Below are 26877 nucleotides of genomic sequence, written 5' to 3' on the forward strand. Positions count from 1 at the left end.
AACAACCGGCCGCCCCAATAATTAGGAGCAGCCGATTGTTTTTTTAACCATTCCATTGCGTATGCCGAAAGCGCTTCCAGCTTCTTTGCCGGTTGACAACGGTGGAGTTATGAGTTTCCCAACCGTGGGGAAAGCAATAAGTGCATTCCTGCTTGCAGTGGATGGTGCGGGCCAACTGCACGTTTGATATTTTGGCCGGAAAATCGACAAGTGTGCCGTTCATCACAGTGCCGTAGGCTTTCTTGAGTTGCTTAACTCGTTTCATGGGACTTTAGGTTGATACCTAAAGCAGGCTGCCTTTTGCGAAAGTGACGAGTAAAAACATTGGGATTCAAATAAAGGATTTTCGTTTAGCTATCAGCCAGCGCAGTTATTGCGCTATTAGCCTTCCAGTAGCTGGTCAACTTCCTGTTTCAGCAGCGGCAGATGGCGCACCACGATGCCCCAAACCATCTCATCGGAAACGGTATCGTAGCCGTGGATGATGCGGTTGCGGGTGGCGATAATCTGGCGGGCATTAGAGAGCTGAAACGTGGGGTCGGCTTTGAGGATGCGCCCCACGGCTTCGCCCATGATTTCGAGATTGCGCTCGGTAGCGCGTCGGGTCCGCACGTCGGCCTGGTAGGCGGCAAACAGCATGGGCTGGCCCGCGAAGAAGCTTTCGATTTCAAGAATGGCCTGCTGCACATCGTAGAGGCAGGCGCGGATATCAACGTTCATAAATAACCTGCTGCGTGGCCTCCACCTGGGCGCGGAAATAGGGATTGCGCAACGCCTGCGCTTCCAGTAAATCGACGGGGCGCTGCAACTCCTGCTCTAATGCGAATTTGAGAGCCAGGTAATTATCGGCGTAGTCCTCCACGGGCATGGGCTCGAAGGCGGCCACGAAATCCACATCACTCGCCGGCCCGAAAGCAGGCGTGAGCACGGAGCCGAAGGCGGCCAAGCGCTGCACGTGGTGCCGGCGGCACAGGGCAGCAAGGGCGGGGCGGTGGGCGGTGAGGGGGAGCATGAGTAGATTAGAGAAAATCCGTTAATTATTCACCAATGTATCAATCTGAATTGATTGCAAAATGGTGTAGGCGCGTTTTCTAAAATTTCGACTGTCTTTATTTTTACACTCAAATGCGAAAGATAGATTCCACCGTTTGCCGCCTTGCACAAATTCAGTACGTGCGCCCAATTGTTCATACGGTTCGCAGAACAGATGTCCCGGTCCTCTACGGCTACTAATCACGAACTGAAGCCCGTTTATCCTTTCAATCTTTTTTTCTCGCCACAACGATTTTGTTTTACAGATGATGCTATCCCGTTTATCAATCTTGCGAGCTATTTCATCTAATCCTTCTACCGTCCACAGACCATCACCATAAATTTGCTGGGCCGCTATCGTTAATCTATCCAATGTATCCTTACAAAAACCATCCTCCTTTTTGAAAAAACCGCTTTCCCGAATTAAACATCCTTTCGAATTGGTAAACCGGTACTTTGCAATGTCCGAGCCGATATTATCTGACCTATCAATCCAAGTCAATAAAGTATCGTATTCAGTTGGCACTATTAATTTAAGTACGCAATGCGGAAAAGGATGATACCTATCTTGGTTAAAAATAACACGCCGCTGAATGAAACCCATCGGAATTTTAGATTCATGGCTTGAACAAGCGGATATACAGAATAATAAGACCGTTGCTAAAATTCGCATAACTTGGTTTTTTACCCAGTGAATTCACTCCCTCGCTACTGAAACTAATGCAGCCCTAAGCTACTCCAGTTTCTCAAGAAGCCGCTACTGGGAGCGGGCGGCAGGCGGGCCGGAGCTGCGAAAAGCGGCTGCCAGCGGCCGGCGCTACCGCAGAGGGCACAAAAAAACGCCAGGCCGTGCGGCCTGGCGTTTTCGGTTTGGCAGTTTTTAGCAGCGAGCTATTTCAGCTGGATGCCTTGGGCGGCCATAGCTGCTTCCGTTTTGGCGTGGTTAGCCAGGTACTCGGCGTGCTGGGCCTCGGTGCGCTGGCTGCCCAGGCTGGCGAAGTGCTCGCGCAGCTTGTCGGCGGGCATATCGGCGCCGTAGGACGGGGTGCCGGGCTGCTGGCGCCACGACTCGTGCAGGGTGCCGTCGTCGACAGCGTCGAAGCCCAGCTCTTCTACCAGGGCCATTACTTTCTGCTTGGCGGCGGCATCGTCGCCGGCCACGGGCAGCGAGATGCGGCCGGGCGTGCCGGCGGCCACGCCTTTGTTCTGCAGGTGGTCGGCGTAGATGTTGTTGAACACCTTCACCACCGGGCGGCCCAGGTGCTGCTGCACCCACTCGCTTTCGGTGAGGTCACCGGTTTCGAGCTCGGCGATTTTGCCGTCGCGCAGCATGGGGTAGTAATTGCTCGTGTCGATGACGGGCACGCTGGCGGGCACCCCGGCGAACAGGTCTTTGGGCAGGTCGGGGATGTTCTTCAGCGGGATGGTGACCACGACGATGTCGCCGTGCTTGGCCGCTTCCTCGGCCGTAACGGGCGTCGCGCCGGTTTTCTGGGCCACGTCGCCCAGGGTTTCGGGGCCGCGCGAGTTGGCGATTTTAACCGAGTGGCCGAGGCTGACGAGCCGCACGGCAAGGGCGCTGCCGATGTGGCCGGCGCCGATGATTCCAATGTTCATGGTGTGAATGTTTAGCGTGTGGAGCGGCGGCGAATTGCTGCCGCAGGTAGCTAAACAGTCTCGTACGTGCGTTTGCTTTTTTCGACGGCTAGCTTCCGGGGCAAGCCATTGAGGCAAGCTGGCAATCAGCTGCTTTCGGCAGTGCAGTTTTTCTCGCCCAGCGCTAGCAGGGGCTGAAAAGCTCCACCTCCTGCAACCGGCCGTTCTGGAACAGCAGGTTTAAGGATTCATCCACCCCTCACCTTTGAAGATAAACGGCAGGCTCATGACCTCACCCGTCCGGCCGGGGCCGGCTGGCTCGTCGGCCTGTTTGGCCGATTCCGGGTAGAGGCGGCGCACGGCTTCCAGCGTAGTATTTTTATCGAGCACCAGCTTGCCGAGCCGGGCCTTAAACCGGCCCGTCGTCACGTCGAAGCTGCACAGAACGGCCTGGGTGCCGCTCACCTCATACATCGTTTTGCCATAATACCAGGAGTCGCCGTCGGGTGCATCCATTGGAATGTTGGCCAGGCGGCTGCCGCATTCTACGGCTCCTTTGGCGATGCTATCGGGGCGGCCCAGTTGGCGGGTGAACTCCTTGGTGGTCAGCTGGCTATCGGGCAGGCCGCTGATGCTGAACGTAGCGGCGTCGGCGTACTCGGGGTTGGCGGGTGCCTTTGGGGCGGCTGGCAGAGGTGTAGAGGCTGTTGTGCTGGTTGTGGCGGGGGCCGCGCTGGGGGTGGCCGGCGTGGTAGGGTTGCTTTGGCAGGCAGCCAAGCCGAGGAAGACGGGGGCTAGCCGGGAAAGGATTTTCATTAGCGGTTGGGGGTAGTTAATTGTTGACGTGAACGTCATGCTGAGCGCAGCCGAAGCAGCTCTACCGCGCAAGTAATCAATTTTGCTTTTGCGGTAGAGCTGCTTCGGCTACGCTCAGCATGACGTTCATTTTTCTTGGCGATTCTAGGCTCTGCCCGCTCCTACCGCAGCCCCGGAATCTTGGCGCCGCGCTCGCGGGCCACGTCCTGGGCCAGCTCGTAGCCGGCGTCGGCGTGGCGGAAGATGCCCATGCCGGGGTCGGTGGTGAGGACGCGGCGCAGGCGCTCGGCTTTTTCGGGGGTTCCTGTCGCTACGATGACCATGCCGGAGTGGGTGCTGTTGCCGATGCCCACGCCACCGCCGTTGTGCAGGCTCACCCAGTCGGCGCCGCTGGCGCAGTTGGCCAGGGCGTTGAGCAGGGGCCAGTCGGCCACGGCGTCGGAGCCGTCCTTCATGCCTTCGGTTTCGCGGTTGGGCGAGGCCACCGAGCCGCAGTCGAGGTGGTCGCGGCCGATGACGATGGGGGCCGACACTTCGCCCCGCGCCACGAGGTCGTTGATGACGAGGCCAAACTTCTCCCGCTCGCCGTAGCCCAGCCAGCACACCCGCGCCGGCAGGCCGATGAAGGGCACTTTGGCTTGGGCCTTCTCAATCCAGCGGGCCAGGAGCTTGTTGTCGGGGAAGGTTTCGAGCAGGGCGCGGTCGATGCGCAGGATGTCGGCCGGGTCGCCGCTGAGGGCCGCCCAGCGGAAGGGGCCTTTGCCTTCGCAAAACAGCGGACGGATGTAGCCGGGCACGAAGCCGGGATACAGGAACTGGCCGTTTTCGTCGCGCACGTTCAGGCCTCCTTTTTCGGCCTGGCCGCGCAGGTTGTTGCCGTAGTCCACGGCAATAGTGCCGCGCCGCTGCATCTCCAGAATGGCCTCCACGTGCTTCACAATGGACGCCAGGGCCTGGCGTTTGAACTCCTCGGGGTTAGCCGTTTTCAAGGCCAGCACCTCCCCTATCTCGCCTTCGGGAATGTAGTCCATCAGGTCGTGGGCCGAGGTTTGGTCGGTCACGATTTCGGGCTGGAAGCCCAACTCCAGCAGGCGCGGCAGCACCGTGGCGGCGTTCCCGGTGAGGCCCACCGACCAGCCTTTGCCATCGGCTTTGGCGCGCTCACACAGCTCCAGGGCGTGGCCCAGGTCGCGAGCCTGCTCGTCCACGTAGCCTTCGCGCACTTTTTGCTTCACCCGCTCATCAATCGGCTCAATGACTAGACAGACGCCGTCGTTCATGGTCACGGCCAGGGGCTGCGCGCCGCTCATGCCGCCCAGGCCAGCCGTGACGGTGATGGTGCCGCGCAGGCTGCCATCAAAATGCTTATCCGCCATCGCGGCAAACGTCTCATAGGTACCCTGCAGAATGCCCTGGGTGGCAATGTAAATCCAGGAACCGGCCGTCATCTGGCCGTACATCATCAGGCCCATTTTGTCGAGTTCGTCGAAGTATTCCTGGGTGCTCCAGGCGGGCACGATGTTGCTGTTGGCGATGAGGACGCGGGGGGCGTGGGGCCAGGTTTTGAGCACGCCCACGGCCTTGCCGCTCTGCACCAGCATGGTTTCGTCGGCTTCCAGCTCCTTCAGGGTTTTGACAATGGTCTGATATTCCTTCCAGTTGCGGGCGGCGCGGCCGGCCCCGCCGTACACAATCAGCTCATCATACACCAGCGAGACGGCGGGGTCGAGGTTGTTTTCCAGCATGCGCAGGGCAGCTTCGGCCTCCCAGGTTTTGCAGCGCAATTCGGTGCCGTGCTTGGCCTTCACGGTTTCTTCGGGCTTAAACTCGTAGAACATCGGGCGCTTGCCGTCGGGCTTGGGCGTGGGCGCGCCGGGGGCCGTGGAGAGGGAGTTGGCTTCGAGGTTAAGCTCGGCGGTCTGGTCGGTGGTGGAATTCATTGGGTGGGCGGTTTGGGTGGTGCGGCGAAGTTAGGAAAATGTAGCGCGAAGCACCATCAAATACGCTCCCGATGCCCCACAACCGGGCAAAGCCCATCGGCTTAACAACCCATCTCGTCGCTCAGACTTTTTTTATTCTTACGCCCCAGGAAATTCAATTTCTATTCCGCTCCGCGTTGCTACAAACTTCGCTACAGCTATTTAACCGCTCAGAAGTAGGTGTATTTCACTTCATAGGTAGCCCGCTTTCCGTTAGAACGATTATCGGATTTACGAAGGAGCAAGCCGTTGGGGGCGTATTCAAAATCGGTAACAATTGGCACCATCAGGCGCGCATCTACAGTAGCGCCCGGGAATAGCTGATGCGCGTCTTCCGTCCGCAGGAGTTTGCCATCCGGCCCATACGTATACTGAACGGTTCGGCCAGAAAATGGTCGGTCGCTTCGCATGGTGGTCGTTGCGTTGTCGTTGTTGGTGGAGACAGGCTTCTGCGCCGGCGTGGGCTCCCATGTATTAACCATTTGGAGCAGCCGCCCTTGCCGGTCGTATACATTGCGCGTGTTGGGAACGTAGCGCCCACGCTGGGTGCGGCTGATTCGCCACAGCTCCTGGGCGGGCAGTTTTCCAAAGTCAATAAACCCGTTTTCTACTACCAGCTTTTGCCGCTGAACGCGGTACATTGCCGAGAAATCGATGAGCTGGTCGGCCGCATCAAAGCCCATAAACTCTATCCGCAGCGTATCGCGGCCCGTCGGGTAGCTGCGGGACAAAAACCGGCTTGCGCCTTTGGTTTCCAGCCCGATTACCGGCTTAAACACCGCTTCCGTGGAGGCAGTGTCCGCTTTTCGAAACTCTTGCGCCTGCTGCCACAGCACAGGCTCGCCCAAACCAACGGTGACGTAGGAGGTATTTACTTTCGTTCGAGGGTCGTAGACCACCCGCGTGCTGATAGGGAAAGAGCGCGCGGCGGTCAGAACCAGTTCAACAAAATTACCGTGCTTGTCGAAGCGTTGCAACCGGCTTTGGCCACCGTGGGCCTGGTCAATCCGGATTTTATTACCCCGCCGGTCCAGTTCAAAATGTTCAATAGTGTCGGGGCCAAACGGAGTTTCCGGGCCCAACACCGTCACCGTCCGAACCCGGTTGCGGGCGTAGAGCAGCCGGGCCAGCGAATCGTCGGCAGACAGCCGTTGCGGCAACTTATTTAGGGTGGCATACAGCGGAAGACTCACAGGTATGCGCATGGTAGCGCTGCTACTGTGTTGGGCCGCTACCTTGGTTTGGGCAGTGGCAAGCTGCGAGTAGAAGCTCATACCAACGCAAAGACAGAATACAGGAAAGGATTTCATAGAAAAGGATTTCCGACAAATAAACGAATACCGCAGTACAGTTGTCATCATCCCATGCCCTCCGAATACACGCCCATCGACTGTCATTTCTACGACCGCCTCGAAGCCGCCGCCACCCAGCGCCGGCGCGTCCACCTGCAGTATTTCAACGACCTGCGCCAGCTTTGCCTGGGCTCGGGCATGATTGACACCCTGTTCATTCGCGACAAGGTGGAATTTATGCGGCTGAAATCGGGCGAGGAAATCCGGCTCGACCATATCATCCGCCTCGACGACACGCCCGCGCCGCTCTACGCCGATTACCCCGATTTCAGCTGCGGCTGCTGATGCGGCAGCGGCGGTATGACGCTGCGCCAAACGAAAATGGCCGTCATGCCGAGCGCAGCGAAGCATCTTTACCGCACAACGCAATCCAATCGAAAGGATTAGTATTGAGGTAAAGATGCTTCGCTGCGCTCGGCATGACGGACGCTATTATTCCTTGTCAGTCCTTCAATACAGAGAGCAGCCGCCCGCTAATCCCGCGTCTGGTCCACGCTGATGCCGCCGTTGGTGGTCACGGCCTTCACCACGGCGCCGCCCTGGCCCAGGTTGGCCTCCACTTCCTTGCGGAACATGCCCGTTTTCGTCACCGGCAAATCGGTGCGGATGCCGCCCATGTTGGTGCTCGTCACGAGGCGGGCCGAGTACGTGCGGGGCAGCTTCCAGTGAATGCCGCCGTTGGTGGTGCTCACGTCGAGGCCCTGGCCCTGCCACTGGCTGCCGCTGAGGTTGATGTTGAGGCCGCCGTTGGTGGTTTCGCCCTTCACGCTGCCGCCCAGGTTGGCCAGGCTCACGCCGCCGTTGGTGGTTTCGAAGCGGATGGCGGCCTGCACGTTTTCGATGTGGATGCCGCCGTTGGTGGTGTTCAGAGCCAGGGCAGTGGTGCGGGGCACGAAAATTTCGTAGCTCACGCTCCAGTTCTGCTCTTTTTCGGGGTCGGAAGCGCGCAGCGTGTTGCCCTGCGTGGCGATGCTGATGCGATGGGCGCGGGTAGCGGCGGCGGCTTCGCTGGCGGCCCAGGTCTGCACCTTGGCCCGGATGCGGACGTTGGGCCCGTCCCAGCCGCGCACCGTGATGCCGCCGTTCGGACCGCCGTCCACGGTCAGGGTCTGGCCGTTGGTAGCGGGCATGGTCAGGTCGCGGGTTTCGCAGAACTGCTCCATCGACTTATCGCCGCGGCCCCACGAGCTGTTGCTGCAGGTGGTTTCGAATTTGGGTTCGGTGGTGGTTTGGGCGCTGGCCCCGAGCGAGGCGGCCAGTACGGCGAGTGCAGAAAGCAGGGTTTTCATGAGAGTAAAAAGTGAGGTTGAAGAAGTAAAAGAGCAGTTGCGCGCCAGCCGGTGCCGGTTGCCCACTAAGTGGCGGCGAAGGGGTTACCGGCTTCGGGTCGATTCGTTACCGGGCCGGCCAAATATTTTTTTGGAACACTCCCCCGCCCCTTTCCCGTATTCCCTCCCAGCCGACTTCCCCACCCTCACCAAATCCCCTAAGCCTTATGGATACCGTAGCCGCTGGCGTCACCCAGTTGCGCATTCAGCGCTTTGTCAATGTTTATTTCGTCGAAACCGGCACGCCCGGCGAGTGGGTATTGATTGATACCGGCCTGCCGGGCAGCATGAAAACCATCCTGGCCGCCGCCGACGAGCTGTTTTACCCCGGCTCCCACCCCGAGGCCATCATCCTCACCCACGGCCACCTCGACCACCTGGGCTCGACCAAAGAGCTGGCCGACCATTGGAATGTGCCCGTCATCGTACACCCTCTGGAGCTGCCCTACGTAACCGGCCAGGCCCTTTACCCGCCGCGCGACCCCACCGTGGGCGGCTCGCTGGCTTTCATGAGCCGCTTTTTCCCCACGCAGCTGCCCAACCTGGAGGACCGGGTGCAGGCCCTCGATGCCGACGACCCCAGCACGCCCTTCCTCATGAACTGGCGCTGGTTCCACGTGCCCGGCCACGCGCCCGGTCAAATTGCCTTTTTCCGCGAAGCCGACCGCGTGCTCATTGGTGCCGATGCCTTCGCCACTACTAACCACGACTCGGTGCCAGCCATTCTGGTAGGCAAGGCCGACATCAGCCGCGCCGGCACGCCCTTCAACTACGACTGGGAGGCCGCGCGGAAGTCCGTCCAAACCCTGGCCGCGCTCGAACCCAAAGCCATTGGCTGCGGCCACGGCCCGGTCATCATCGGCCCGGAAGCTGCCGCCGGCCTGCACCACCTGGCCGACAACTACCCCATTCCGGCCCACGGCCGCTACGTGCACGAGCCCGCCCGCACCGATGCCAGCGGGGTCGAATACCTGCCGCCGGCCCCGAAAGACCCGCTGCCCATGCAGTTGGCCATCATCGGCGGCGGCCTGCTGGCGGCGGGCGCGGCCTGGCTGCTCACCGGCGGCCGACGCAAACACCGGAAATCGAAAGCCTATAAAAAAGCCGCCAAGGCAGCGCAGAAAGCCGGGCGATACCCCTCGCCCACTCCTCCGCTATACCGAGGTGGCGTAGGTAGTTAATTGAGCGGTTGTAGAGACGCGATACTTCGCGTCTCGGCGTCCGCACGCCAGTCTCAGGCGCGAGCTGTTCAACGCCGAGACGCGAAGTGTCGCGTCTCTACATGCTCCCGGCTACTCCTGTCAAATAAGCAGTGATGATGGTAGCGGCTAAGCGGGCAGTCTGGTTGTCGCGGTCGTAGAGCGGGTTCAGCTCCACGATTTCGAACAGCCGGACCGCCTCGTTTTGTCCGGCCAGAAAAGCGGCCTCCACGGCCTGGCGCGGCGTGAAACCATCGGCGCTGGGAGCCGACACGGCCGGCGCGTAAGCCTCGGCACAGCCATCAATATCGAAGCTCACGAAGGCGGGGCCTTCCTTGGTGGCGCGGCTTAGCGCCCGGCTGGCGTAGAGCGCCATGCCGTCTTTCTGCACGTGGGCCAGCGGCACAATGGTGGCCTGCTGCTGGTGCAGGAAGTCAATATCCTCGCAGGTGTTGAGGTTGGAATGCAGGCCGATTTCCGAGAAGCGCGGCCCGGCCAGAAAGCCCTCGCGCAGCAGCTTGCCAAATGGCGTGCCGCTGCTGATAAGGCCGGGCTTGTCCTTCACATCGGCGTGCGCGTCGAAGTTGAGGCCGCCCACCGGCTGCCCGCCGGTGGCGTCGTACAGCCCGCGCACGGTGGAGTAGGTGCCGTCGTGCGAGCCGCCCAGCACCACCACGCGCGGGTACTGCCGCAGCAGCGCCGCCAGCTGCTCCCGAATGTGGGCGTGGTTGCGGGCGTGGTCGGTGTGGCGCAGATTTAGGTTGCCGGCTTCGGCAATGCGCAGGTTTTCGAGGCTGAGGTTGTGCTCGAGGTTGTAGGTTTTGTGGTAGCGGCGCAGCTCGCGCCGGATAGCATTGGGCGCGTGCACGGCCCCGGCGCGGCCGCCTTCGAGCACGGTGCCAAAATCGAGCGGTAGGCCCACGAGGCAGACGTCGGCTACTGGCAGCTCGGCGGCGGGGCGAATGAGGTCGCGGAGAAAAACGGGCATTAGCAAAGCGTAATAGTTAGGCCGGGGCTGCCGACTTTTGCGCCCGGACCCGGCTCTGCAAAGGTGGTACGGTTTTGCCTCAAGCCCGCCCTGTTCACCGACAATCCCGTCTATGGTCTTCGTTCGTAACGCTGCTTTGCTGCTGGGGCTGCTCTCAGTAGCCATCGGGCAGGCTGCCGCCCAGGTGCCAACCTCAACAGCGGTTCAAGCTCCGGCCCCGCTCCGTCTCATCGGCCACTACCGCTACACCGGCTACACCGTGTTCGATGCCGAAAGCCCCAACGAGCCCACCGCCGTGCGCGGTGTGGGCGGCACCCTCCTGCTGCGCCCCGATGGCACCTACGCCAAGCGCCTGACCCTAGCGCTGGGCACCCGCACCGTCTCCTTCAGCCAGGACGGCACCTATGCGCTGGCCGGCGACAGCATCCGCTTCGCCTTCCGCGACCAGAAGGGCCCCGATGTGCAGCGCGGCACCGCGCGCCTCGATTCCACCGGCCGCCACCTCACGCTCACCATTCTGGGCTACCCCGCCGGCAATCAGGGCGTGTATGAGCTCGAAGCCGCGCCGGCTGAGGCAGTGGCCGCGCCGGTAGTCGTGCCGGCCCCATCACCCCGCCCCGCGCCCCGCAAAAAGCGTCGCCGCTAGCCTGCATTACGCGGCCATTTTTGCCACCCCCGCGCCTGCTGGCTAACTTGCGGCCCGTTTCGGCCCGGCTGGCCCACCAGCCCACCGCCACGGCATTGTTAATTGCTCATTGTTACTTGTTAATTGACCTAAATGGGACGCGCGTTTGAATTCAGAAAAGGCCGCAAAATGAAGCGGTGGGATAAAATGTCGAAAGACTTTACCCGCATCGGCAAGGAAATCGTGATGGCCGTGAAGGAAAACGGCCCCAACCCCGACACCAATGCCCGCCTGCGTGCCGCCATGCAAAACGCCAAGGGCGTGAACATGCCCAAGGACCGCGTGGAAGCCGCCGTGAAGCGTGCCAGCAGCAAGGAAGAAAAGGATTACGCCGAAGTGGTGTACGAAGGCTACCTGCCCCACGGCGTGGCCGTCGTCATCGAAACCGCTACCGACAACCCCACCCGCACCGTATCCAACGTGCGCCTCATCTTCAACCGCAACGAGGGCACGCTCGGCACCGCCGGCAGCAGCGACTATACCTTCACCCGCAAGGGCGTGTTCAAGCTGGCCGCCGAGGGCCTCGACCGCGACGAGCTGGAGCTGGAGCTGATTGATTTCGGGGCCGAAGACGTGTACGAAACCACCGAGGAGGACGAGCACGGCGCCGAGCACAAGTTCATCGTGGTCGAAACCGCCTTCACCGACTTCGGCCAGATGCAAAAGGCCCTCGAAGCCCAGGGCCGCCACGTGGTGAGCGTGAACCTGCAGCGCGTGCCCAACACCACCGTGTCGCTCACCGACGAGCAGCTCGACGAAATCATGACCATCATCGAGAAGTTCGAAGACGACGAGGACGTGCAGGCCGTGTACCACACGGTGGGCTAGGTCGAGGGCAATTGTCCCGGAGGAACGTCATGCTAAGCGCAGCCGAAGCATCTCTACCGCAATACTAACCCCAATCAATTGGATTACTTGCGCGGTAGAGATGCTTCGGCTGCGCTCAGCATGACGTTCTGTTTTGACACCTGCCAGCCCTACGCTCACATCCCCCGCGCTCCTCGCCTACCGCCCCGGCCTCAACGGCATCCGGGCCATCTGCGTGTGGCTGGTGGTACTGGCCCACTGGACGCTGCCGGGCTTCCCGCTGGGTGAGATGGGCCGCATTCCGTTCTTCGTGCTCAGCGGCTATCTCATCTCCGGCATCGTCTGGAAGCAGCAGGTGCATCCCGGCGCGCCCGGGCGCTGGCTCAGCCGGCTGGGCACTTTCTACCAGCGGCGCATGCTGCGCATTCTGCCGCCTTATTACCTGGCGCTGGCCCTGGGCGCGCTGCTGCCGCTGGCTACCTTGCGCGAGTACCCCGGCTGGTTCATCCTGCCGGTTTCCAACCTGCTGTTCTACCGCCTGGGCCACTGGGGCGAAGGCGTGGGCCACTACTGGACTATGGCCGTCGATGAGCAGTTCTACCTGATCTGGCCGCTGCTGCTGGGCCTGCTGGGCCGCCGCGTGAGCGCGCTGCTGACCGTGGTGGCCGCCAGCGTCCTGTTCCGCATCTGGTGGAGCCTGCACATCACGCCCACGCTCACCTTTGTGCTGCTGCCCGCCTGCCTCGATATGTTTGCCCTCGGCGGCGTGCTGCGCATCATCGAGCCGCAGCCCTGGGTGCGTCAATTAGCACGCGGCCGCTGGGTGCTGTTGGCCTGGGCCGCCTGGGCCGGTATCTGGGGCTTGCTGGAAGTAGCTAATCTGCACAATATCTGGCTGCTGATTTCCACCACCGTCGGCGGGCTGGCTTCGGTCGTCACGCTCAACTGGGCCGTGCAACTAGCCGGACCGGCCGCCACTGGCAGCGCCCGCCTGCTGCAACACCCGGTGCTGCAATGGGTGGGCCTGCGCAGCTATGGCTGCTACCTCTACCATTTGCTGCTAGTGGTGTTCTACCAGCGGGCTGTGTACCACGTATTCTCCGCTGCTGCCACCCGCCAGTTGTGGCTGAGCCCGCTGCCCACGGTGCTGCTGCTCACGCCCCTGCTGCTGCTGCTCGCCGCCGCCTCCTGGGCCTGGCTCGAAGCGCCGCTGAACCGCGTGAAGGACCGGCTGCGCTATTCGTAAGTTTGCACCTCGTAATTCCGGCTTTCACCGACCAGCCTTTCAAGCTATGCTCAACTACCTCATCAATTCCTTCAAGCGGAAAATGGCCCGCCGCATCACCCAAAAGCACCCCATGGTGCTCGATACGTTTGCCATCCCCGGCATCGGCAACGGGCAGGTGCAGTTTGCCAACTGGGAAAATCCGCTGGTTGAAAAGAAGGTATTCACCAAGGAGACGGTCGACTTTTTCAAGAAATTCCTCCATCCCGGCGACTTCGCTATCGACATCGGAGCCAACATCGGCCACACCACCGTGCAAATGGCCCTGGCCACCGGCCCCACCGGCCTCACCCTCGGCTTCGACCCCAACCCTTACGTCTTCGAAATCCTGCAACGCAACGCCACGCTCAACCCCGAGCTGGTCCGAATCGGCGCGCACAACCTCGCCATCTCCGAGCAAGACGACGAGTTCTACTACAACTCCTCCGAAGCCTCGTTCAACAACGGCGGCATCTCCAAAACGCCGAATAACAAGCACGGTAAATACTCCCTCAGCACGAAAATCAAAGGCGTAAATCTGGAGTCTTTTCTGGAAAAGGAATACCCCGATTTTCTCCCGAAGCTCAAGCTCATCAAAATCGATACCGAAGGCTACGACAAGGAAATCATTCGCTCCATTTCCAGCCTCATCACCAAATACAAGCCCGTCATCATCTCCGAATGCTTCGGCAAGAACTCCGACGAGGAAAAATTTGAGCAGTTCAACCTGCTGGAGTCCCTCGGCTATTCCCTCTTCTATTTCACCGACTTCGTTGCCACCACGGAAATCATTCCCATCAAGCGCAAAGAAGATATGCTGAAGTACAAGCACTTCGATTTCTACGCCACACCCAATAGCTAGCCGCTACTCTCCGCTCCTGAGCAATTTCTTTCGTCACGCACGTTGTATCGGTTCCTAAAAATCAGCCTGACAATTCTCGTGGTCTGGTTCGTCGGCCACACCGCTTATGTCATCGTTGACGGGTTAACTGATGAAGGGAAAACCGCCGATATAGCCGTTATACTGGGCAACAAAGTCAACGAAGACGGAACACTGTCGCCCCGGCTGGAGCGGAGATTGGAATGCGGCCTCCAACTCTATCTTAAGGGCCGGGCTAAAAAGCTGCTTGTCAGCGGCGGCTTGGGAAAAGAAGGGTTTTTGGAAGGCAGCAAAATGAAGGATTTCCTGGTCCTACAGGGTGTGCCCGACACGGCAATAATTGTTGACAACCACGGCGATAATACGCTCGCTGCCGTAAAAAACACGCTCCGATTAAAAGACAGCTTAAATTTCCGGAGTGTACTGGTTGTCTCTCAATACTTCCATCTTACCAGAACCAAAATGCTGTTTCGTAAGCAGCATTTCAATGCCCTCAGTGGTGTGAGTCCGAAATACTTCGAACTCCGGGACGCTTATGCGCTACTGCGCGAATTCGTCGCTTATTATACAGAATAAAAAAGCCTCCGCTGAAATTTCAGCGGAGGCTTTTTAATAAAAATCGACCAATTACCTAGTCCACGTTGTCGTGCAGAAACCTGTTATCACCCAGCAGCTCGTTATCATCCGATAAGTTGAAGCGTGAGATGTTCTGGGCCGAGCTGGGCTCCACGTTTTCCAGCTTCACCTGGCGGCGCAGATAGGCAGGCGTGTCATACTGGCTCACGGCCTCGGGCGGCAGGCCATTGCTCAGCTCCTGTAGGCGGCGGCGACGCTCCAGCGCCTGCGCATCCATGGCCGGGCGCGGGCGGTGGGCCTCCGGACCAGCAGCCGGCACCGGCGCGGGCGCGCTCGACGTGAGCACGGGCTCCGTCGGGGCGCTGGCCGGGATGCCGGCCAGCGGCGGCGCGTTGTGGGCCGAAGGGCCGTTCAAATCGTGCATCACCCGGGCCGGTTCCGGCGTGCCGAAGCTGGGCACAAACGGGGCCGAAGTAGCGGGCGCAGCAGGAGCAGTTTCTGGCCGGGGCGTTTCCGCCACCGGGGCCGGGGCCGCTACCGGCTCGTGCGAGTTGCCGCCCATTGCGGGAGTGGTGATGGAGTGCGCGTCGCGGGCAAAACCCGTGGCAATTACCGTCACGCGGATGCTCTGGCCCAGGCTGTCGTCGATGCCGTGGCCGAAAATCATTTCAGCGTCCTGCCCGGCTTTCTCCTGGATGTACTCGGTGATTTCCGTCAGCTCGTCCATTTCCAGTTCGTGCTCCACGCCCGACATGATGGAGAGCAGGATGCGCTGCGCGCCGTGAATGTCGGTGTTGTTGAGCAGCGGCGAGTTCAGGGCTTCCTCGGCGGCGCGGCGGGCGCGGTTTTCGCCTTCGGTCACGCTGCTGCCCATTACGGCGGCCCCGCTGTCCTTCATCACCGTTTTCACGTCCTCAAAGTCGACGTTCACATCGGCCGTTACCGTGATGATTTCGGCAATGGACTTGGCGGCCGTGGTCAGCACGGTGTCCGCTTTGGCGAAGGCGGCGCCCATCGTCAGGTTGCCGTAAATCTGCGGCAGCTTGTCGTTGAGAATCACCAGCACCGTGTCGCAATGCTCGCTCAGGGCTTTGATGCCTTCTTCGGCCTGCTGGCGCTTTTTCTTGCCCTCGAACATGAACGGGGCCGTCACGATGCCTACCGTGAGGATACCCAGCTCCTGCGCCACCTGTGCGATAACGGGGGCCGCGCCGGTGCCGGTGCCGCCGCCCATGCCGGCCGTGATGAAGAGCATCTTGGTGCCCTGGTTGAGCAGGTCGCGGATTTGCTCCTTGCTCTCAATGGCCGCCTGGCGGCCGCGCTCGGGCTTGGCACCCGCGCCGAGGCCTTCGGTTAGGTCAACGCCAATTTGCAGCTTGTTGGGCACCGTGGAGCTTTGCAGCGCCTGGTGGTCGGTGTTGCAGATGATAAACTCCACGTCCTTGATGCCCTGCTTGTGCATGTGCTTCACGGCATTGGAGCCACCGCCGCCAACCCCAATCACCTTGATGATGGACTTGCTCTGGGCGGGAATATCGAATTTGTAATTCATAATGGAATGGTTGAACGGGTGGATGGCTGAATTGTCAAACTGCAAATGCTCTTGGTCAATAGCCGGCAAGAAATAATTTATTTCACCAACTATTGACCAATTAATTCACCAATTCAACAATCCGCCAATTCAACAGGCTTAATAAGATTTATCGTCGTAATCGTCAATCAGCAACCCTTTGGTGCGGGTGATGATGTCCTTGAAGAAACGGCTGGCGGCACCGGGCTCCTTCGGCTTGGCGGGCTGCGGCGCGGGGGCCGGAGCTACCGGAGCAGCAGCTGCAACGCGCGTTTCGACCGGCGCGGGCGCAGTCGGGGCTACGGGAGCCGCGGCTGGCGCGGCGTAAGGCGCGCTGTAGTACGATGGCGTAGCTACCTGCTCCTCTTCGTAGCTGGGGCGCGAAATCTGCCGCTCATCGAGCGAGTGGTAGCCCGACAGCACTAGGCCCACCGTGGTGGCGTACATCGGCGATTTCACCGCTTCAATGCGGCTCTTGCCGAGGTGCTGGTTGGGGTAGCCGATGCGCGTGTCGAGGCCGGTGATGTACTCGGTGAGTTGCTCCAGGTTCTGCAGCTGCGAGCCGCCGCCAGTGAGCACAATGCCGGCCGACAGTTTGTCGTGCAGGCCCATGCGGTAGATTTCGGCATACACCAGCTCCATGATTTCCGACATGCGGGCCTCGATGATGTAGGCCAGGTTTTTCAGCGAAACCTCCTTCGGCGGACGGTTGGGCAGGCCGGGAATGCTCACGATTTCGTAGTCGCTGGCTTCCTGGGCAATGGCTTTGCCGAACTTCACCTTCAGCTGCTCAGCCTGGCCGGGAGCCACGTTGCAGCCGGTTTTGATGTCCTGCGTGATGATGTTGCCACCGAAAGGCAGCACCGCCGCGTGGCGGATGATGCCATCCTTGAACACCGCCAAATCGGTGGTGCCGCCGCCAATGTCAATCAGGGCTACGCCGGCCTCCTTCTCCTCCTCCGAGAGGATGGACATGGAGCTGGCGAGGGGCTCGAGAATCAGGTCGGCGATTTCGAGGCCGGCCTTGGTCACGCATTTGTTGATGTTGTTGATAGCCGTGCTCTGGGCCGTGATGATGTGGAAGTTGCCTTCCAGGCGCACGCCTTCGTAGCCCACGGGGTCGGAAATTCCTTCCTCGTAGTCCACTTTGTAGTCCTGCGGCATCACGTGGATGATTTGCGAGCCGGGCTGGGTCACGAGGCGGTACATGTCCTGCGTGAGGCGCGCTACGTCGTCCGGCCCGATGGTGTCGTGCGAGTTGCGCGTGATGCTGCCGTTGTGCTGAAGGCTCTTGATGTGCTGGCCGGCAATGCCGACGTTTACCACTCCAATGCTAATTCCGGACTGTTCTTCGGCCTGCCGAATGGCCCGTTTAATGGCATCTACGGTCTTGTCAATATTGAGTACGATGCCCCGCGAAACACCCTCCGACACGGCTTTGCCCATGCCCAGGATTTCGAGTTTACCGAACTCGTTTTTGCGGCCCACCAGGGCGCAGATTTTTGTGGTACCAATGTCGAGCCCGACGACGATTTTGTCTTGTTGCATAGGATGCGGTGCTGGCGAGCAGTGAAAAAGCGGTGGGTTGGGAGTGAGGTTTTTGGGCTTAAAAGCCTATTTTTCAGCCAATTGCTATTCGCAAATAATCTGATTTTGATATTCGACGTTTACGCGGTGGTAAGTGTCCCACCCCAAAACTGACGGAATTTGACGGTAAAATACCATAAGCTTGGCGAATTTCTCCGAAATATTTTCGGGGAGCCCGAATTCGATACGTTGGTCTCCCACTTGCTGCGTGAACGAGAGCTTGCCGCCGGGCTCAATAAACACCTCCGAAACCTGCGCTTTCCAGAATTCATGCTCGTCGACGTAGCGCAAAAACTCCAGGTAGCGCCGCCCGGTGCTGTCCTGGAAAAATCCACTTGGCAGGCTGCCCCCGCCGGGCCGCGCCACGGTGGCTACCCGGGCCGTAAACAGGGGTGAAAGCGGCAGCGCGCGCCCTTCGGCGTCGACGTAAGTATCGAGGCGGGTGTCGGGGTGTGTGAGGCGGGCGATGGGACGGTTCTGGCGCACGTCGGCGTGCAGGTTGCCGGCCAGGTCGCGGTACACCTGGGCGTCGCGCACGAAGGCGTGGGCCTTCAGGCGGGCTTCCAGCACGCGCAGGCGCGGCCCCTCGGGCTGCGTGCCGATGACGGGCTCTTTGCCGCCTTTGGTGAGCAGGGCCGTCACGCCGCGCTCGGAGATGAAGTAGTTATCGAACTCGTTGGCAATGTTCACCTTCACGGCGTCGACCGCGCGGTTGGCCTGGCGCACGGCGGCGAAAGCGCCCAGGGCGCCCAGCACCAGCAGGCAGGCAGCAGCTACGAGTAAGTTTCTAACGGTGCGTTCCAAAATGGGGGTGGGCGGGGGTTGGTATGCTGAACGTCATGCTGAGCGCAGCCGAAGCATCTCGCGTACTGTTACTAATTTGGTTACTAACACACGCGAGATGCTTCAGCTGCGCTCAGCATGACGTCCCATTAAACTGTTTATTAACTACTTCCATCGTTCAGTTAGCAGCAGTTTAAGCTGCGGCACCAGTGTGTCGATGTCCCCCGCTCCTACCGTGGCCAGCACGTCGAAGGAAGTGTCGGTTTGGGCGGCGGCGAGGGCTTGTTCTTTGGTCACGAGGGCTTTGGTTGGCGCGGTGATTTCAGCCAGTAGCATTTCGGCGGTTACGCCGGGTAGCGGCTTTTCGCGGGCGGGGTAAATATCCAACAAAAACACCTCATCTGCAATACTTAAGCTCCTGGAAAAGCCGGCAGCAAAGTCGCGGGTGCGGGTGAACAAATGGGGCTGAAAAATCACGCGCAACCGCTTGGTCGGATAGAGCGCCCGCACCGAACGCAGGAAGGCTTCGATTTCGCGTGGGTGGTGAGCGTAATCATCTAAATAAACATTGTCGGGGGCAGTTACCACGAATTCGAAGCGGCGCTTTACACCCCGGTAGGCGGCTACGGCAGCGCGGAGTGGCTCCTCCCCTACGCCCTGCAGTTGGGCCACGGCGGCGGCAGCCAGCATATTCTCGACGTTGTGGAAGCCGGGCACCGCAAGTTCCAGGCCAAGCACGGTGCTTTCGGGGCGGTGCAGGTCGAAATGGAAGCGGTGGCCTTCGGCGGTGATGTTGGCGGCGTAGAGCTCGGGGCCCTGAGCGGGCGTGAGGCCGTAGCGGATTACGCGGGTGCCGGGCGGCACAGCGGCGGCCACGCTGGCATCGGCGGTGTGGTTGAGGAGCAGCGTGCCGCCGGGCTTAATCTGGGCCACAAACTGGCGGAACGACTCAATCAGGGCCGACTGGTCGCCGTAGATGTCGAGGTGGTCGGCATCGGTGCTGGTCACGATGGCCACGTCGGGGAATAGCGTGAGGAAGCTGCGGTCGTATTCGTCGGCTTCGACCACGATGGGTGCTTCGGGCGTGGTGGGCAGCAGCAGGTTGCTACCGAGGTTTACCGAAATGCCGCCGAGGAAGGCCCCGGCGGCGTGGCCAGCGTGGTGCAGCAGGTGGGCCACCATGCTGCTGGTGGTGGTTTTGCCGTGGGTGCCGGCTACGGCGATGGTGTAGCGGCCCTGGGTGAGCACGCCCAACACCTGGCTACGCTTGCGAATGTCGTAACCTTCGGCCCGCAACCAGGCCCATTCCACGCTGTCGGCCGGGATGGCGGGCGTGAGCACCACCAGCGTCTGCGCCCGGTTTTCGCGGATTTCAGCCGGAATGTTCTCCACGGCATCGGCGTAGTGAATGGCGATGCCTTCGGCGGTGAGGGCGCGGGTGAGGGGCGTTTCGGTTTTGTCGTAGCCGCTCACCTGGTGGCCGTTGGCACGGAACCAGCGGGCCAGGGCCGACATGCCGATGCCGCCAATGCCGAGGAAGAAAACGTAGGGGAACTGGTTCAAGTGTCAGTTAAAAGTTAAAAGTTGAGAGTTAAAATTGGGTAGAGTGACGCGAAAGGCTTTTCACTTTTAACTCTCAACTTTTAACTCTTTTCACCAGCTTCAACAGCTCGTCCACAATCGTCACGGTTGCATCGGGCCGGGCCAGCTCGCGGACGCGCAGGCTTAGCTGCTGCTGGCGCTCGGGGTCGCTTAAGAGGCGCAGGGCTTCGTCGTACAACCGCTCAGAAGCGTGCTCATCGGTAATAAGCACAGCGGCTCCTTTGCTGACGAGCGCCAGTGCATTTTTGGTCTGGTGGTCTTCGGCCACATTGGGCGAGGGCACGAGGATGCTGGCCTTGCCGGTGAGGCAGAGCTCGGACACCGACAGCGCCCCGGCGCGGCTGATGACGACATCGGCGGCGGCGTAGGCCAGGTCCATGCGCTGGATGAACTCGAGGGCGTGGAGGCCGGCGGCCTGGTCGGCTTGCTGGCGGGCTTCGGGGAAATAGAGCTTGCCGGTTTGCCAGAGCAGTTGAATGCCGGCTTCGCGCAGGCGCGGCAGGGCCGCGGCGGTGGCTTGGTTGAGTGTGCGGGCGCCGAGGCTGCCGCCTACCACCAGCAGGGTTTTCTTGTTCGGGTCGAGGCCAAAGAAGTGCAGGGCTTCGGCGCGGTCGCCGCGGGAAATTTCGGTGCGGACGGGGTTGCCGGTAAGCACGAGCTTATCGGCGGGGAAAAACTTCTCCATGCCATCGTAAGCCACACAAATCCGGTTCACGCGCTTGGCAAGGAGCTTGTTCACGAGGCCGGCGTAGGAGTTTTGCTCCTGAATGAGCGAAGGAATGGCGCGCGAGGTGGCAGCCAGCAGCACCGGGGCCGACGCGTACCCCCCTACTCCTACCACGGCATCGGGCCGGAATTCCTCAATCAATTTCCCGGCCTTGCGCACCGAGCGGAACACACGCACCGGAAACATCAGGTTTTGGGGCGTGAGGCGGCGTTGCAGGCCGGTGATGTCGAGGCCCACGATTTTGTAGCCGGCATCGGGCACGCGGGTCATTTCCATACGGCCATTAGCCCCTACAAAGAGGATTTCGGCATCGGGCAGGCGGCGACGCAGCTCGTTGGCAATGGCTACGGCCGGGAAAATGTGCCCGCCCGTGCCGCCGCCGGAGATGATAAAACGAAGTGGGGAATTGGGCATTGTAGGAGAATGGAGAGAACGTCATGCTGAGCTTGTCGAAGCATCTCTACCGTAATAGTAACTGATTGCGTTGCGCGGTAGAGATGCTTCGACAAGCTCAGCATGACGTTTTCGCGGAGGTCACTAGAGCTTACGCATACTGCGCGCGCTGGCTGGGAATGCGGGCCGTGTCATCCGGCTCACCGGTCATGGGGCGGATTTCGCGCTCGCCGCGGCTCACGGCCAGGATAATGCCGATGCTGATGCCGGTGAAGATAAGCGAGGTGCCGCCCATGCTCAGCAGCGGCAGCGGCAGGCCGGTGATGGGGCCGAGGCCCACGGCCACGCCCATGTTCACCAAGGCTTGCAGCACGAGGCTGAAACTCAGGCCCGCCGAGAGCAGGCCGCCAAAAGCCCCGTAGCTGTTCATCACCGTTTTCAGCCCCCGATAGAGGAAGGCCAGGTACAGGAACAGTATGACGAACCCGCCCAGCAGGCCGTATTCTTCGATGATGACGGCGTAGATGAAGTCGGAATACGGGTGCGGCAGGATGTTGCGCTCGGTGCTTTTGCCGGGGCCCTTGCCGGCGATGCCGCCGGTGGCGATTGCGATGTAGCTGTGTTCGAGCTGAAAAGGCGTTTTCTTGGTTTTATCGGTGAAGTTGGTGACGCGCGACATCACCGTGCCCAGGCGTTGGCCGGCGGCCAGGCCAGCTCCGCCCAGCACCACGAAAATGCCCACCATCACGGCCATGTGCTTGAGCGGCACGCGGCCGATGAACATCAGCAGCATGCAGGTGGCAAACAGCAGCAGCGCCGTGGAGGCGTTGCTCAGAATGATAAGGCTGCAAATGGTGCCTACCCACAGCATCACCGGGAGCATGGTGGTTTTGAAGTCGTCGAGGTGCTGCTGGCGGCGGCTGAGCATGCTGGCCAGGTGCGAAATCAGGGCCAGCTTGGCCAGGTCGGAGGGCTGGAAGGTCTGGTTGATGACCGGAATGGTCATCCAGCGCGAGGCGCCGTTGGTTTCGCCACCCATAAAAAACGTGAACAGCAGCAGCGGCACGCTCACTAGCAGCGCGTAGAGCGACAGGCGCGAGTAGTGCCGGTAATCGATGCGGTGGGCCAGCCACATACAGCCCAGCCCCACGAAAATCAGGCTGCTGTGCTTGAAAAGGAAGGCCTCGGTGTTGCCGTTCATCTTCTTATAGGCCAGCGTGCCGGTGGCCGAATACACCACGGCAATGCTGATGAAGGAGAACAGCAGCACGATGGCCCACAGAATGGGGTCGCCCTTTAGGTTGCGTTGCAGCCAGTCTTTCATGAGTGAAATGGGGAGTGGTGAACTGGTGAGTTTATTTTATTCAGAACGTCATGCTGAGCGCAGTCGAAGCATCTCGCGTGCAGCAGTAAATCAAATTACTTGCGCAGTAGAGATGCTTCGACTGCGCTCAGCATGACGGGCTATTGGTTGATGTTCTATTTTGGTACTTGCAGTTGTTCTACCGCCGATGCGAATTGTCGGCCGCGGTCTTCGTAGTTTTTGAACAGGTCGAAGCTGGCGCAGCAGGGCGAGAGCAGCACCACGTCGCCGGGGGCGGCGAGGGCATTGGCGCGGGCCACGGCATCGGCCATGCTCTGGGTTTCTTCGACGTGCGAAACGATGGGGTCGAAGGCGGTGCGGAGCTTGGCGTTGTCGACGCCGAGGCAGATGAGGGCTTTCACGCGGTGCTCGGCCAGGTTGAGCAGGCTGCTGTAGTCGTTGCCCTTGTCGGTGCCGCCGGCAATCCAGACGATGGGCTGGTGGATGCCGTCGAGGGCGTACCAGGCGGCCTCCACGTTGGTGGCCTTGCTGTCGTTGATGTAGCGCGCGCCGTTGATTTCGCCCACCAGCTGCAGGCGGTGGTCGGCGTTCTGAAAGGTGGCCAGGGCGGCTTCAATCTGCGCGGTTTCGAGGCCGGCCACGCGGGCGGCGAGTACGGCGGCCAGCGTGTTCTGGCGGTTGTGCTGGCCGATGAGGGGCGAGTTGGCGGTGTTCACTTCTACCCCTCCCTCCTCGTTGATGCCGGGGGCCAGATTGGTGCAGAGCACATCTTCGGATACGTAGTAGCCAGCCAAATGCACGTCGCGCCGGTGGTGCAGGCTGAACGGCAGTTGGCGCGTTTGCAGAAAGGCCGACTGGAAATACTTACCCGTCACCTCGTCGTCGGCGTTGTAAATGAAAGCGCCGTTGCCGTCGAGGTTGCGGGTGATGCGCAGCTTGGCCTGGGCGTAGCTTTCGAGCGAATAGCCGTAACGGTCGAGGTGGTCGGGCGTGATGTTGAGCAACACGGCAATCCAGGGCTGAAAGTCGTGCGTGTCGTCGAGCTGGAAGCTGCTCAGCTCCACCACGAAGTAGTCGAACTTGTCTTCAATCACCTGCTCGGCGAGCGAGAAGCCCACGTTGCCGGCCAGGCCCACGTTCAGGTCGGCTTCCTTCAGCAGGTGGTAAATGAGGAGCGTGGTGGTGGTTTTGCCGTTGGTGCCAGTGATGCAGATGCACTTGGCACGGGTGTAGCGGCCGGCGAACTCAATTTCAGAGATAACCGGAATATTCTTCTCACGCAGGGCCTGAATTACCGGGGCCTTCTCGGGGATGCCAGGGCTTTTCACCACCTCATCAGCCGCTAGGATTTTATCCAGCGAGTGCTGGCTTTCCTCGAATTCTATGCCGGCGGTGGCAAGTTGCTGCTTGTAGTCGGCCTGAATGGGGCCGCGGTCCGACACGAAAACCGTGTGCCCTTTGGCCTGGGCCAGCAGGGCCGCGCCCACGCCGCTTTCGGCCGCTCCGAGGATGACAATGTTCATGCTTAGCGCAGTTTCAGGGTAACCAGGGTGATGACAGCCAGCATGATGCCGACAATCCAGAAGCGCGACACGATTTTGGATTCGTGGTAGCCCAGCTTCTGGTAGTGGTGGTGCAGCGGCGACATGCGCAGCAGGCGGCGGCCCTCGCCGTACTTCTTGCGGGTGTACTTGAAGTAGCTCACCTGCACAATAACCGACAGGTTTTCAATCAGAAACACCCCGCAAAGCACTGGAATCAGCAGCTCTTTGCGCACGATGAGGGCCAGCACGGCGATGATGCCGCCCAGCGCCAGTGAGCCCGTGTCGCCCATGAAAACCTGCGCCGGGTAGCTATTATACCACAGGAAGCCGATGCAAGCTCCCACGAAAGCCGTACAGAAAATAACCAGCTCACCCGAGTCGGGAATGAACATGACATCCAGGTAATCAGCCAACAAGGCGTTACCACTCACAAAGGCGAAGATGGCCAGCGTGACGCCGATGATGGCTGAAGTGCCGGCCGCCAGCCCGTCGAGGCCGTCGGTGATGTTGGCGCCGTTGCTCACGGCCGTAATCAGGAAGATGACGATGGGGATGTAGAGGAAGCCGTAGAGGCCGTTGAAAAACGTACCGGCCGTGGCAAACAGGTCGCCGTAGTTCAGCTCGTTGTTCTTCATAAACGGCACCGTGGTAATCATCAGGTGCACGTCTTTGAACACCTTACTGGCATCAACGGCCGAGAACGTGCCGTTGGGCAGTAGGTACTCGCGCACCGTGATTTCATTGCTGTAGAACAGCACCCAGCCTACCGTGATGCCCAGGCCCACCTGCCCCAGCACCTTGAACCGGCCGCTCAGCCCCTCCTTGTTCTTGCGGAATACCTTGATGTAGTCGTCCAAGAAACCAATCAGGCCCAGCCACACCGTGCTCAAAATCATGAGGATGATGTAGATGTTGCGCAGGCGGGCCAGCAAAATCACCGGCACCAGAATGGCCAGGATGATGATGAGGCCGCCCATGGTGGGGGTACCTTTCTTCTCGTTCTGGCCCTGCAGGCCGAGGTCGCGGATGCTCTCGCCCACCTGCTTGCGCTGCAGCAGGCGAATGAGGCGGTGCCCGAACGTCTGGGCGATGAGTAGGGAAATGACCACCGCTAGGCCGGCGCGGAACGTGGTGTACTGAAACACGCCGGTGCCCGCCAGATGGAAATGTTCGTGCAGGTAACGGAAGAGGTAATAAAGCATTCGGGAAGGTTTAGAACGTCATGCAGAGCGTAGCGAAGCATCTTGCCCGCAGTCAGTAATTCAATCAAATGGATTGCGTTGCGCGGTAAAGATGCTTTGCTGCGCTCTGCATGACGGTTCTATTTATTCAATTCAGCAAAAATTTCGGCAAGCACCAGCTTGTCGTCGAAGGGCGCTTTCACGCCGCGAATTTCCTGATAATTCTCGTGGCCCTTGCCGGCCACCAGCACAATGTCGTGCGGGCCGGCCAGGCGCACGGCGGCTTCGATGGCCGCGCGGCGGTCGGGCACGGTCTGGACTTTGGCCGAATCGGGCGCGGTGACGCCGGCCTGCATCTGGGCCAGAATTTCGGCGGGGTCCTCGAAGCGGGGGTTGTCGGAAGTGAGGATGACCTGGTTGGAAAGTCGGGCGGCCAGGTTGGCCATGATGGGGCGCTTGGCCGCGTCGCGGTTGCCGCCGCAGCCCACCACCGTGATGATGTGCTGGCTGGGCTGGCGGATTTCGTGCAGGGTCTGCAGCACGTTTTCGAGCGCGTCGGGCGTGTGGGCGTAGTCGATGATGCCCGTGATGCTTTGCGAGCCCGACACCACCGGCTCGAAGCGGCCGGGCGCGGTGGTCAGGCCCGAGAGGATGGTCAGGACCTCGGTGGGGTCCTCCCCCAGCAGCACGGCCGCGCCGTACACGGCCAGCAGGTTGTAGGCGTTGAACACCCCGATGAGGCGGAAAATGATTTCGCGGCCCTCAATTTCGAGGTGCAGGCCATGGACTTCATTCGCCACCAGCTTGGCGCGGAAATCGGCGGCCCCGCGCAGCGAGTAGGCAGCGCGGCGGGCCACGGTGTTCTGCAGCATCACCGGGCCGCGCTTGTCGTCGGCGTTGGTGAGGGCGAAGGCGGTTTTGGGCAGCTGATCGAAGAAAGCTTTTTTGGCCTTCAGATAGTTGTCGAACGTGCCGTGGTAGTCGAGGTGGTCGTGGGTGAGGTTGGTGAACACGCCCCCGGCGAAGCGCAGGCCGGTGATGCGGTGCTGGGCCACGGCGTGGCTGCTCACCTCCATGCAGGCGTGGGTGCAGCCGGCGGCCACCATGCGGGCCAGCAGCGCGTTCAGGCGGATGGCGTCGGGCGTAGTGTGGGTGCTCGGAATGACTTCCTCGTCAATCTGGTTCTGCACCGTGCTCAGCAGACCGGCATGGTAGCCCAGCTCGCGCAGCAGCTTGTGCAGCAGTGTGACGCAGGTGGTTTTGCCGTTGGTACCGGTCACGCCCACCAGCGTGAGCTGGCGCGACGGGTGCCCATGAAACGCCGCCGCCATGTGCCCCAGCGCCTCGCCCGAGTCGGCTACCAGGACGTAGGCCGTGGCGGGGTTCAGTACCGCCGGCAGCTCTTCGCAGATGACCGCGGCCAGCCCTTTTTCCACGGCACCTTCGATAAACTTGTGGCCATCGGTAGCGGTGCCGCGCATGGCACAGAAGGCCACGCCCGGCCCGGCCTCGCGCGAGTCGAGCGTAAGGCCGGTGATGGGCACGTCGGTGGGCCCGTGCTGGGCGAGCACGTTCACGTCGGTGAGCAGGGAGAAGAGCGGCAGGGAAATCATGGGGTGAGTTAAGAGTTAAAAGTTATGAGTTAAGAGTTGAGGCGTTTCGTG

The 26877-nt window shown here is 60.7% G+C and carries 26 protein-coding genes; 7 read left to right on the plus strand and 19 right to left on the minus strand.

The window, feature by feature from the left end:
- Window positions 1-43: 43 nt before the first annotated feature.
- From MON38_RS01130 to MON38_RS01165, 8 genes are all read right to left on the minus strand, one after another.
- Complete coding sequence (locus MON38_RS01130; RefSeq protein WP_241934293.1) at window positions 44-265, minus strand: hypothetical protein; 222 nt, start codon at window positions 263-265, stop codon at window positions 44-46.
- Between the two features lie 116 nt (window positions 266-381).
- Window positions 382-720: a HepT-like ribonuclease domain-containing protein gene (locus MON38_RS01135; protein ID WP_241934294.1), complete on the minus strand. Its 339-nt coding sequence runs from the start codon at window positions 718-720 to the stop codon at window positions 382-384.
- Window positions 710-1012, minus strand: a complete 303-nt coding sequence (locus MON38_RS01140) for a nucleotidyltransferase family protein (protein ID WP_241934295.1) — start codon at window positions 1010-1012, stop codon at window positions 710-712. The genes MON38_RS01135 and MON38_RS01140 overlap by 11 nt, the downstream gene beginning before the upstream one ends.
- A 21-nt stretch (window positions 1013-1033) precedes the next feature.
- Window positions 1034-1636: a hypothetical protein gene (locus tag MON38_RS01145; RefSeq protein WP_241934296.1), complete on the minus strand. Its 603-nt coding sequence runs from the start codon at window positions 1634-1636 to the stop codon at window positions 1034-1036.
- Window positions 1637-1923: 287 nt separating this feature from the next.
- On the minus strand, window positions 1924-2766 hold the full coding sequence (locus tag MON38_RS01150; RefSeq protein ID WP_277881330.1) for an NADPH-dependent F420 reductase: 843 nt from the start codon (window positions 2764-2766) through the stop codon (window positions 1924-1926).
- Window positions 2767-2868: 102 nt separating this feature from the next.
- Window positions 2869-3444: a hypothetical protein gene (locus MON38_RS01155; RefSeq protein WP_241934298.1), complete on the minus strand. Its 576-nt coding sequence runs from the start codon at window positions 3442-3444 to the stop codon at window positions 2869-2871.
- 161 nt (window positions 3445-3605) lie between these two features.
- A complete protein-coding gene (gene hutU / locus MON38_RS01160; protein ID WP_241934299.1) occupies window positions 3606-5384 on the minus strand; it encodes a urocanate hydratase in 1779 nt (592 codons plus the stop codon).
- A 209-nt stretch (window positions 5385-5593) separates the two neighbouring features.
- Window positions 5594-6733, minus strand: a complete 1140-nt coding sequence (locus MON38_RS01165; RefSeq protein ID WP_241934300.1) for a hypothetical protein — start codon at window positions 6731-6733, stop codon at window positions 5594-5596.
- Window positions 6734-6787: 54 nt separating this feature from the next.
- Between MON38_RS01165 and MON38_RS01170 the strand changes: the two genes are divergently transcribed.
- Window positions 6788-7060 carry a Rho-binding antiterminator gene (locus tag MON38_RS01170; RefSeq protein ID WP_241934301.1) on the plus strand — a complete coding sequence of 91 codons (273 nt, stop codon included), beginning with the start codon at window positions 6788-6790 and terminating at the stop codon, window positions 7058-7060.
- 188 nt (window positions 7061-7248) lie between these two features.
- On the opposite strand, the gene MON38_RS01175 is transcribed toward MON38_RS01170, so the two are convergent.
- On the minus strand, window positions 7249-8064 hold the full coding sequence (locus MON38_RS01175) for a DUF4097 family beta strand repeat-containing protein (RefSeq protein WP_241934302.1): 816 nt from the start codon (window positions 8062-8064) through the stop codon (window positions 7249-7251).
- 206 nt (window positions 8065-8270) lie between these two features.
- Between MON38_RS01175 and MON38_RS01180 the strand changes: the two genes are divergently transcribed.
- Window positions 8271-9284, plus strand: coding sequence for an MBL fold metallo-hydrolase (locus tag MON38_RS01180; protein ID WP_241934303.1), 1014 nt, complete (start codon window positions 8271-8273; stop codon window positions 9282-9284).
- Between the two features lie 97 nt (window positions 9285-9381).
- Here the strand turns inward: MON38_RS01180 and MON38_RS01185 are convergent, their stop codons facing one another.
- Window positions 9382-10290: an arginase family protein gene (locus tag MON38_RS01185; protein WP_241934304.1), complete on the minus strand. Its 909-nt coding sequence runs from the start codon at window positions 10288-10290 to the stop codon at window positions 9382-9384.
- A gap of 112 nt (window positions 10291-10402) precedes the next feature.
- Here MON38_RS01185 and MON38_RS01190 point away from each other — a divergent pair, with 112 nt between their 5' ends.
- The 5 genes from MON38_RS01190 to MON38_RS01210 all read left to right on the plus strand — a co-directional run bounded on the left by MON38_RS01190 (window position 10403) and on the right by MON38_RS01210 (window position 14502).
- Window positions 10403-10936 carry a hypothetical protein gene (locus MON38_RS01190; protein ID WP_241934305.1) on the plus strand — a complete coding sequence of 178 codons (534 nt, stop codon included), beginning with the start codon at window positions 10403-10405 and terminating at the stop codon, window positions 10934-10936.
- 132 nt (window positions 10937-11068) lie between these two features.
- Window positions 11069-11803, plus strand: coding sequence for a YebC/PmpR family DNA-binding transcriptional regulator (locus MON38_RS01195; RefSeq protein ID WP_241934306.1), 735 nt, complete (start codon window positions 11069-11071; stop codon window positions 11801-11803).
- Window positions 11804-11936: 133 nt separating this feature from the next.
- Window positions 11937-13028: an acyltransferase family protein gene (locus tag MON38_RS01200; protein WP_241934307.1), complete on the plus strand. Its 1092-nt coding sequence runs from the start codon at window positions 11937-11939 to the stop codon at window positions 13026-13028.
- 46 nt (window positions 13029-13074) lie between these two features.
- Complete coding sequence (locus MON38_RS01205; RefSeq protein ID WP_241934308.1) at window positions 13075-13908, plus strand: FkbM family methyltransferase; 834 nt, start codon at window positions 13075-13077, stop codon at window positions 13906-13908.
- 78 nt (window positions 13909-13986) lie between these two features.
- Window positions 13987-14502: a YdcF family protein gene (locus MON38_RS01210; protein WP_241934309.1), complete on the plus strand. Its 516-nt coding sequence runs from the start codon at window positions 13987-13989 to the stop codon at window positions 14500-14502.
- A 55-nt stretch (window positions 14503-14557) separates the two neighbouring features.
- Here the strand turns inward: MON38_RS01210 and ftsZ are convergent, their stop codons facing one another.
- The 9 genes from ftsZ to MON38_RS01255 all read right to left on the minus strand — a co-directional run bounded on the left by ftsZ (window position 14558) and on the right by MON38_RS01255 (window position 26826).
- Entirely contained in the window at window positions 14558-16054 is a 1497-nt protein-coding gene (gene ftsZ, locus MON38_RS01215) for a cell division protein FtsZ (RefSeq protein ID WP_241934310.1), read from the minus strand.
- Window positions 16055-16192: 138 nt separating this feature from the next.
- Window positions 16193-17620, minus strand: coding sequence for a cell division protein FtsA (ftsA, locus tag MON38_RS01220; protein WP_241934311.1), 1428 nt, complete (start codon window positions 17618-17620; stop codon window positions 16193-16195).
- An 84-nt stretch (window positions 17621-17704) separates the two neighbouring features.
- Window positions 17705-18463 carry a cell division protein FtsQ/DivIB gene (locus MON38_RS01225; RefSeq protein ID WP_241934312.1) on the minus strand — a complete coding sequence of 253 codons (759 nt, stop codon included), beginning with the start codon at window positions 18461-18463 and terminating at the stop codon, window positions 17705-17707.
- A gap of 144 nt (window positions 18464-18607) precedes the next feature.
- Entirely contained in the window at window positions 18608-20005 is a 1398-nt protein-coding gene (gene murC / locus MON38_RS01230) for a UDP-N-acetylmuramate--L-alanine ligase (protein WP_277881333.1), read from the minus strand.
- Between the two features lie 73 nt (window positions 20006-20078).
- Window positions 20079-21185 carry an undecaprenyldiphospho-muramoylpentapeptide beta-N-acetylglucosaminyltransferase gene (gene murG / locus MON38_RS01235; RefSeq protein ID WP_241934313.1) on the minus strand — a complete coding sequence of 369 codons (1107 nt, stop codon included), beginning with the start codon at window positions 21183-21185 and terminating at the stop codon, window positions 20079-20081.
- A 130-nt stretch (window positions 21186-21315) separates the two neighbouring features.
- A complete protein-coding gene (locus MON38_RS01240; RefSeq protein ID WP_241934314.1) occupies window positions 21316-22488 on the minus strand; it encodes an FtsW/RodA/SpoVE family cell cycle protein in 1173 nt (390 codons plus the stop codon).
- A 155-nt stretch (window positions 22489-22643) separates the two neighbouring features.
- The gene (murD, locus tag MON38_RS01245; RefSeq protein WP_241934315.1) at window positions 22644-24011 is read right to left on the minus strand and encodes a UDP-N-acetylmuramoyl-L-alanine--D-glutamate ligase; all 1368 of its coding nucleotides are present in this window, start codon (window positions 24009-24011) and stop codon (window positions 22644-22646) included.
- A gap of 2 nt (window positions 24012-24013) precedes the next feature.
- On the minus strand, window positions 24014-25234 hold the full coding sequence (mraY, locus tag MON38_RS01250) for a phospho-N-acetylmuramoyl-pentapeptide-transferase (protein ID WP_198068869.1): 1221 nt from the start codon (window positions 25232-25234) through the stop codon (window positions 24014-24016).
- Window positions 25235-25353: 119 nt separating this feature from the next.
- Window positions 25354-26826 (minus strand): UDP-N-acetylmuramoyl-L-alanyl-D-glutamate--2,6-diaminopimelate ligase, encoded by a 1473-nt coding sequence (locus MON38_RS01255; RefSeq protein WP_241934316.1) that lies wholly within the window; start codon window positions 26824-26826, stop codon window positions 25354-25356.
- Window positions 26827-26877 lie beyond the last annotated feature (51 nt).

Origin of the sequence: Hymenobacter cyanobacteriorum (genome assembly GCF_022631375.1) — a bacterium.
GTDB lineage: Bacteria > Bacteroidota > Bacteroidia > Cytophagales > Hymenobacteraceae > Hymenobacter > Hymenobacter cyanobacteriorum.

Bases quoted from the DNA above. Each gene is read 5' to 3' on its own strand.
- MON38_RS01240 (WP_241934314.1), bottom strand. From the start codon at position 22,488: ATGAAAGACTGGCTGCAACGCAACCTAAAGGGCGACCCCATTCTGTGG.
- MON38_RS01180 (WP_241934303.1), top strand. From the start codon at position 8,271: ATGGATACCGTAGCCGCTGGCGTCACCCAGTTGCGCATTCAGCGCTTT.
- MON38_RS01130 (WP_241934293.1), bottom strand. From the start codon at position 265: ATGAAACGAGTTAAGCAACTCAAGAAAGCCTACGGCACTGTGATGAAC.
- MON38_RS01190 (WP_241934305.1), top strand. From the start codon at position 10,403: ATGGTCTTCGTTCGTAACGCTGCTTTGCTGCTGGGGCTGCTCTCAGTA.
- MON38_RS01135 (WP_241934294.1), bottom strand. From the start codon at position 720: ATGAACGTTGATATCCGCGCCTGCCTCTACGATGTGCAGCAGGCCATT.
- MON38_RS01170 (WP_241934301.1), top strand. From the start codon at position 6,788: ATGCCCTCCGAATACACGCCCATCGACTGTCATTTCTACGACCGCCTC.
- MON38_RS01255 (WP_241934316.1), bottom strand. From the start codon at position 26,826: ATGATTTCCCTGCCGCTCTTCTCCCTGCTCACCGACGTGAACGTGCTC.
- MON38_RS01155 (WP_241934298.1), bottom strand. From the start codon at position 3,444: ATGAAAATCCTTTCCCGGCTAGCCCCCGTCTTCCTCGGCTTGGCTGCC.
- MON38_RS01195 (WP_241934306.1), top strand. From the start codon at position 11,069: ATGGGACGCGCGTTTGAATTCAGAAAAGGCCGCAAAATGAAGCGGTGG.
- MON38_RS01185 (WP_241934304.1), bottom strand. From the start codon at position 10,290: ATGCCCGTTTTTCTCCGCGACCTCATTCGCCCCGCCGCCGAGCTGCCA.
- hutU (WP_241934299.1), bottom strand. From the start codon at position 5,384: ATGAATTCCACCACCGACCAGACCGCCGAGCTTAACCTCGAAGCCAAC.
- MON38_RS01145 (WP_241934296.1), bottom strand. From the start codon at position 1,636: ATGGGTTTCATTCAGCGGCGTGTTATTTTTAACCAAGATAGGTATCAT.
- MON38_RS01165 (WP_241934300.1), bottom strand. From the start codon at position 6,733: ATGAAATCCTTTCCTGTATTCTGTCTTTGCGTTGGTATGAGCTTCTAC.
- MON38_RS01205 (WP_241934308.1), top strand. From the start codon at position 13,075: ATGCTCAACTACCTCATCAATTCCTTCAAGCGGAAAATGGCCCGCCGC.
- ftsZ (WP_241934310.1), bottom strand. From the start codon at position 16,054: ATGAATTACAAATTCGATATTCCCGCCCAGAGCAAGTCCATCATCAAG.
- MON38_RS01140 (WP_241934295.1), bottom strand. From the start codon at position 1,012: ATGCTCCCCCTCACCGCCCACCGCCCCGCCCTTGCTGCCCTGTGCCGC.
- ftsA (WP_241934311.1), bottom strand. From the start codon at position 17,620: ATGCAACAAGACAAAATCGTCGTCGGGCTCGACATTGGTACCACAAAA.
- MON38_RS01175 (WP_241934302.1), bottom strand. From the start codon at position 8,064: ATGAAAACCCTGCTTTCTGCACTCGCCGTACTGGCCGCCTCGCTCGGG.
- mraY (WP_198068869.1), bottom strand. From the start codon at position 25,234: ATGCTTTATTACCTCTTCCGTTACCTGCACGAACATTTCCATCTGGCG.
- murG (WP_241934313.1), bottom strand. From the start codon at position 21,185: ATGCCCAATTCCCCACTTCGTTTTATCATCTCCGGCGGCGGCACGGGC.
- murD (WP_241934315.1), bottom strand. From the start codon at position 24,011: ATGAACATTGTCATCCTCGGAGCGGCCGAAAGCGGCGTGGGCGCGGCC.